Annotated in this window: 3 protein-coding genes; all 3 read right to left on the bottom strand. The window is 37.6% G+C overall.

The window, feature by feature from the left end; genetic code table 11:
• Positions 1-225: 225 nt before the first annotated feature.
• The 3 genes from A8B35_RS22725 to A8B35_RS22715 all read right to left on the bottom strand — a co-directional run bounded on the left by A8B35_RS22725 (position 226) and on the right by A8B35_RS22715 (position 6966).
• Positions 226-2076 carry a sulfatase-like hydrolase/transferase gene (locus A8B35_RS22725; protein ID WP_068475833.1) on the bottom strand — a complete coding sequence of 617 codons (1851 nt, stop codon included), beginning with the start codon at positions 2074-2076 and terminating at the stop codon, positions 226-228.
• An 805-nt stretch (positions 2077-2881) separates the two neighbouring features.
• Positions 2882-5104 (bottom strand): T9SS type A sorting domain-containing protein, encoded by a 2223-nt coding sequence (locus A8B35_RS22720; protein ID WP_068475831.1) that lies wholly within the window; start codon positions 5102-5104, stop codon positions 2882-2884.
• Between the two features lie 143 nt (positions 5105-5247).
• Positions 5248-6966 (bottom strand): glycoside hydrolase family 2 protein, encoded by a 1719-nt coding sequence (locus tag A8B35_RS22715; RefSeq protein WP_068475829.1) that lies wholly within the window; start codon positions 6964-6966, stop codon positions 5248-5250.
• Positions 6967-7216 lie beyond the last annotated feature (250 nt).

Raw genomic sequence — 7216 nt, 5'->3', positions numbered from 1 at the left:
AGCGGATTTGCATCGCTGATGCAAGCTTCCTGCAACCGTGCAGCGGATTTGCATCGCTGATGCAAGCTTCCTGCAACCGTGCAGCGATTTGCGTCACTGACGCAAGCTTCCTGCAACTTTGCGGCGGATTTGCAGGGTCTATTCAATAAACTGTGTCACCAGCATTTTTTCTTTTGCTAAAGCCCTTCATAAAATATCAATAATTCAATAATGCATTTGGTATTATTACTTATTAGGGATTAACTGTAAGGGTATATTTAAGCGCTTATCATCACTTCCTTTTGAAAAATTACTAATTGCATAGCTATTGTCTTTATTCCAATCACATTCTACTCTCCCATCGCCAAGAACAATATTGCCCAGTTTATTTCTAAACCAATCTGCCAAAGCCCTATATTCCGGAGTGTTTGCAACATTTACTTTTTCAAGTGAATCTGTTCGCAAATCATATAAAGCCATATCAGCTTTTGGTCTATCGCATAGTAAAGCCCAACGAATATCGTTGTTAACATTTTCAGCAGTGGCCACATCCCATCTATCACGCGTACGCATTGAAAAAGCAAAATCTTTTGAGCGCAGGTAAGCGCGGTGCCCACAAACCACATTTACTTCGCCTATAATGTAATCGCGATTAAATTGATTTGGTTTAGCAACAACATCGGCTAAGTTATAGCCATCTAAATAGTTGAATTCAGGCGCGCTAATATCTACTCCTGATGCTGCTAACATAGTGGGTGTAAAATCAACAAACTCAATCATACTATTCACCACCTTACCCGGAGGGAACTTTGTTTTATCTGAAGCTACAACAATTGCAGCATCATGTATCGATTGTTTCCAAGGGCCAAACTTAGCCATTATACCTTGCTCACCCAGGTGCCAACCATGATCGCCAACGGTAAAAATAATAAGATAATCCTGACTATTTGCTTGGCAATATTCCTTAAAGGCAGCAACCGATTCGCCTATTAATGCATCTCCATAGGCACAAAAAGCATAATAATCTCGTACCGCTTGCAGTTTCTCTTTATCAGTTAACTGATCTGTTTTGCACTCATTATAAAGTGTTACCAACTGCGGAGGAAAGTTAGAGAGTTCATCGGTACTAAAGGCGGGTATATTATATTTTTTCTTTTTAAATATATCTCTATATGCTTTAGGAGGCAGTATGGGTGTATGTGGTAAATGAAAGCCTAAATTAACCATAAGTGGTTTAGTAGAATCAGCTCCCTTGGCATCTTTACCTGCTAAGGTTTTAAAATTGGCATTTTTATTCTCTAAATAATTCTTAAACTCCTTAACAATATAGGCATCAATTGTTTTACCGGCTGGTTGAGGGTTTACACCACCTAAAATTAATGATTTATTGATGCGTGTATAACTTCGTAAAATATCAAATTCAGCATCTACCTTGGCTTGTTTTTCTTTTTCTTCGGTAGCAATTTCGTTATCGAGCGTTTGTGTTACGTAGGTTAATTTATCGCCGTTAGGATAAATACAGGTTTCTTTGGCATGAACAATGCTTAAAATACCTTCAGGAAATTCTGCTTTTGTTCCTGAATTAAAAATATCGCCAAATCCTTTATGCTGAAGGTCACGCGAAAAGTTAATGGTATGATCGTAAAAAGCAATATCGCCATCTTTATGTTGTATGCCCCAACCCGTTTTTCCGAATACTGCTGTACCATAACCATTATCACGCAATACTTGCGAAACCGTTTTACTTACAAAATCGGCTTTCTGGTGCGATTTGAATTTATAATGCCCACTACGAAATGGATACCTACCGTATTGCATTGAACTGCGAGAAGGTGTGCACATGGGTGAATTACAAAAGGCATTGACAAATAAGGTGCCTTCGTTAGCTAAGGCATCAATTTCAGGAGACATTACATAACCCAATTGATTCTCTGCTTTTCCGCTTGTTGCTTTATTATAACAAGCCAAAGCATCTGCCCGGTGGTCGTCGGTTATAATCCATAAGATATTAGGTTGTTGTTGAGCACTCACATGAACACCAAAAAACACCATTACAATAGATATGATGTTTTTAAATATACCTGTTGATTTTTTCATAGTTTATTAAGTTCTATTTAGATCTTTCAAATTTTAATAATAGTGGCCGCTATAGCAATAATAAATCTAAACATTAACTCAACAATTCAATTTTATAACTATTGATAAACTATACCGGTACCTTTTGTGCTAAATCAATAGCGTCCTAATAGATTTTTAAGTTTAAGGCTAAGTCACTAATGAATAGTTTGTTATTGAAATGTGTTTTTTCGTAGGATTGCATTTAAGCGCCTTGTCAGGCTGGCCTCTTTACACAAGGCTTTTGTTTTGTTTGAAGCTTTAGTAAGACTGGCTAGCTGAGAGCTTTGCTCTTAGATCCGCCAGCCGCACTTAAGCTTCAAATAAATAAGAAAGTTTTTTGTAAAGCAGCCTTGAATTTTTGCGTTTAGCGAATACAATATCAAGTTCACTTGAATATTGTTGAGTGTAGCAAAAATCATAAAGTAATTTCTTTGCCCTGCCTTTGCCGGCAGGCAGGTTCTGTTTCTTGCTTCAAGGCATCGGGACGATTAAGAATTGAGTATTCTTAATTGTTTCAGGATGAAGTTGGGCCTACCTGACGGAGGCAGGTTTGGGCAAACAGCCCAATACGTAATATTATTTAGGACAACATTGGTGCTAAATATTTGAATAATTATTATAAATCATGTATAGATTCTACATAAATGGAATTTTTGATTCACCTTGTGCTTATTCCAAAGGCAAAATGCAAGTTTGATACTTCACATGAATATCAAAAAAAATCCTCAATAGCAGATGTGCCATTGAGGATGCTTTATATAGAAGTTGTTTAAGTTGTATTAAATTATCTCTTCACAACTTTAATTGCGTATTGTTTATTTTGCTCTGAAGTAAGTACCAATACATAAATTCCGCTTTTAATATGACTTGGCACTAACAATTGTTGGGTACTCTCTGTTACACTCCAGGCATGTACCTTAGTTGCTGACATATTATACAGGTCGGCTCGTGCAACTTTAATTGAGGGCAATGCATTTATTAGTATATGATTATCGAAGGGATTTGGAGATACCGTAATACCGTCTTCTTTCTCAATAGGTTTTACGCTATTATCATCATCATCATTACCACAAGCCTCTCCGGGTAAACCGTAACATCCATTTCCTGCAGGTCCTTGATGAACATCCCAATCGATACCTGGCACCCAATCATCGCCTAACTCATAAGCACCAACATCAGGAGCATCGCCAACGTAGCCATCGGTATAACCATCTATTACTCTACCCGCATCAATAGCAGGCGTACCTGCTTTAAGAGTAAAATCGTTACCAGAATAACTAGTAAACGAAGTCGAATTGCCTAAGTTATTCTGCAGGTCATTTCCTTCAACATGTGCCAGCCAGTTTTCACCCGTATCTTTATTCCCATCTGCATCTGATGAGGCCTGATCTGAGAGATTGTTCCACATATGCACATTCTCAAATTTATCGTCCTCGTTCGCTCTTATCCATGCGCCCATGGTTCCTCCATCAGCTTTGCAGAAGGTGTTATTGAAGATATCCAAATTCAGTCCTTTCCAGTTAATCTGAAGATTTGTCCATTGCACATTCCAAACTACATTTCGATAAACTCTTACATCGCCCGAATTGTTATCCAGATAAATGCCCGCAGCTTTGTATAGGCCATCTCTACAAATAGCATCGTGAAACCAGTTGTGGTGAATATCCATGTTTAAGTCACGCCCGATAGTGTATAACAAAGCGCAATCGTGAGCAATTAAATTACTCTGCGAAAAATCGTTATACGCCACCTCAGAACCTTTAGAAATAATTTGTAATGCATCTCTACCTCCACGAGTTACTTTATTGTGGGTAATTTTTGCATTTCGCTGACCGCGAATCATTAAAGGTGCATCGTAGCTACCAACCATATTAAAGTTGTGAATAAGTGAGTTGTTAACGGTAGTTTCTGAGCCAGAATCCCAAATTCCAGAACCATCGCCATAACCAATCTCACACTTATCAATGGTAGTATTAACAGAGTTCCAGCTAATATCAATCGACCTTACGCCTGTATGAAAGCTTTTGGTAATACCCCTGGTCATTCCGCCATACAAACTAGTGACTCCATTAATTGTATTCCCAGTTCCATCAATTAGTATGCTACCTCCAAAAATGGCTAAGTTTTTAATATGAATATGATGGCGACTTTTTAAATCGACCGCTGTCTCTCTTCGCGCCATTGCAATAGCTCCATCCTCTGGTTGAGCACCATCGGGTAAAATTACATATAGCATTTTAGTACTACTGTCAAAGTACCATTCGTTTTTATAATCCAGAGCTTCTTTAATACCTTCCAGATAAAAATCACCGCCATCGCCTGGTGCATGTGCACTAAGAATCCACGCAGGATCTTTTATGGCATCAAAAATGACTTTTCCTGCCGATGAATCTTTAATCCATTCTTTCCAAGCTAACCAACCAGAGCCAGACTTATCGCCAAAAAAGAAGATTGAACCACCGTTTGACCAGTCCCAATTCGGAATTTCGCTATTCTCGAGGTAAGCATTAACACTTGTTTCTGAATCACTTCCGCCTTCAGCTCGCAAAGAGTTCAAAGTAAATCTATCGCCATCATCGTTGTTTGGCCAACGTGCTAAATCAAGTACGGTTTCTCCATTCATCACAAAGTTTCTTTGTCCCAAATCCCAATCGAGCTGAGCCTTGTAACGTTGTCCACCATCTGATGTCCATCCACTTATGGCCTGCATTGCCGAAATAATTACTTTTTCTCCCTCAATAGCTTGAAAAGTAATAGGACTAGCTTCTGTACCTGAGTTAGCAGGTTTAATGGTTTCTTCGTAGGTACCTTCGCCTATATAAACCATATCTCCGGCCATGGCCAATGATGCTGCCTTAGCTATTGTTAAAAACGGGGCATCTACAGTTCCTTCATTATCATCATTACCCGCTTTAGTAACGTAATAATCTTTTGAGTATCCGTTACCAAACAAAAGCATTGAGGCAACAAATAGAAATACTATTCTAGTAGTAGTTGTTTTATTCATAATAAGAGTTTGCTGATTATTTTTAATACAAACTCAAATATAGAATAGGAACACCCCCATTGGGGGAAGATATTCATCTAATTATGTAGTGTATATTCTTTTACCTCTTCGTTTTTATGAATACCTCCCCTAATTTGGGTAAATCAATCTCTGGCAAATACTTCTTTTAATTGCCAATAAGCTTTCTTTTTATTTCGCAATTCGTCTACTACACCCCACTCTCTAAAACCTGATTCTGGTGTACCTTTGTAATTGCTTCTGTAGTCGTTATAGCACCATAAGGATAAACCCACAACGTAAGGGTATTCTTTAATGGTTTTAATGTAGTTGATTAGCTTCTCATCCAATTCGGCATCTGCCCCTCCACCTATCTGTTTTAATCCTATTTCTGATAAGAAAATGGGTTTGTTAGGAAACTTCTCGTGCGTAAGTTCTGTGTTACGAATGGCATCACCATAGCTATTAATACAAATTAAATCGAGCTTATCGTAGGGTTCATTACTCATATCGGTATGCTTTCCATAGGCTGTGATTGATACATATGTTTTCAATCGAGTGCTATCTAAAGACCCAACATAATCGAGCATTGAGTTAACGTATCCATACTGTTCAGTGGTTAAGCTTTTGGCTCCCCATGGCGCAATAGAATCTCGTAGTTCATTGCCCACACTCCATCCCACAACGCAGGGATGATTATAATCGCGGGTAATTAACTCTTGCATCCATTTTTTGGTTTGAGGATTGTTAGGAAATGATTGTGGATCATCATCACCCCAAACAGGGATTTCTTCAATAATGAGATAACCAACACTATCGCAAAAATTCAAAAGATTAGGCGCTAAAGGAGCATGCATCATTCTTGAGAAACTTGTCCCTAAGGCTTTCATATCCATAATATCACTTTTTACCAATATATCAGGCTCTGTATTTCCATATTCAGGATGATCGTGCACTCTATTTATACCATCCATTTTAATGGGACGATTATTAAAAAACAATTGTTCCCCAATGGCTTCAATCTTTCTAACACCAAACTTATCATCTTTATAATCAAGCACTGTTCCATTATGCTTTATTTTACTTGATAAGCGATACAAATACGGATGGTCTAATTCCCATAACTGATAATCGGATAATTTTGCCTGAATAACATATTGATGAAATGCTGTTGAATTCCCTTTTATTGAAATCTCCTTTTGATACTCTTCTTTACTATTGCCCCCATCATTAACAGAGGACAGTATAGATACATTTTGAACTTCCGTTGCGTTATTCTCAAGCTTATACTTGACATTAATGGTAAGGCTGTTATTCTCAAAATCAGGAATAGCATCAATATGCTGATACATTATGCGAACATCATTATTGGCTACTAGGGCAACATTACGACTTATACCACCCCATGCCCACCAAGCACCACGTTTATAAGTATTATCGGCCTGCACTACCAATTGATAGGCATTACCGGCATCTACCAACTTGGTGATATTAAACTCAAATGGTGTATATCCACCAACGTGCGTACCTAATAATTCGCCATTGAGCCACACTTTGGCCGTTTGATATACGGCGTCAAATTTTAAGCGAATTTGCTTATTGTCCCAATTAGAAGGTACATTAATTGTGCGCTGGTAATATCCTTTACCAACAAACTCAGCGTATTTATCACTAGTATCCCAGTTACCAGGTACCGAGAGTGTATCCCACTCTGAGAAATGGGTTTTAAACACTTCTGCTTCTGTAAGACTATTAGAGGCTAAAAAATACCAATTGCCATTTAAACTAATCGTTTGTTTTTCTGTATTACAAGAGATCAATAATACGACTAACAAAAGCGTGCATAATAACTTGATTTTTTGCATAGAATATTTTTTTTTGGCTACAATTTAATTGTGTTTATATAAAGTTATTTTAAGTTGTATTAGAAAACTAAAAGTAGCGAATGATTTCATTTACTTTTGCGAATTCCTATTCAATAGCAAATGTAGAGCGCATCGCCTTCTTTACACTAAGCTATTCTTATCGTATAACTATACAAGTAATAATTACAACTAGAATAAAACTATACAATACACACATAGGGATTCATATACAAACCCTTACAGAACAATA

Source organism: Saccharicrinis aurantiacus, from assembly GCF_001660705.2.
Taxonomy (GTDB): Bacteria; Bacteroidota; Bacteroidia; order Bacteroidales; family Marinilabiliaceae; genus Saccharicrinis; species Saccharicrinis aurantiacus.
Note: the sequence above shows the minus strand (reverse complement) of the source record. Positions and strands in the feature narration are given on the sequence as shown.

Excerpts from the sequence above, each read along its gene's own strand:
- A8B35_RS22725 (WP_068475833.1), bottom strand. The coding sequence starts at position 2,076 with ATGAAAAAATCAACAGGTATATTTAAAAACATCATATCTATTGTAATG.
- A8B35_RS22720 (WP_068475831.1), bottom strand. The coding sequence starts at position 5,104 with ATGAATAAAACAACTACTACTAGAATAGTATTTCTATTTGTTGCCTCA.
- A8B35_RS22715 (WP_068475829.1), bottom strand. The coding sequence starts at position 6,966 with ATGCAAAAAATCAAGTTATTATGCACGCTTTTGTTAGTCGTATTATTG.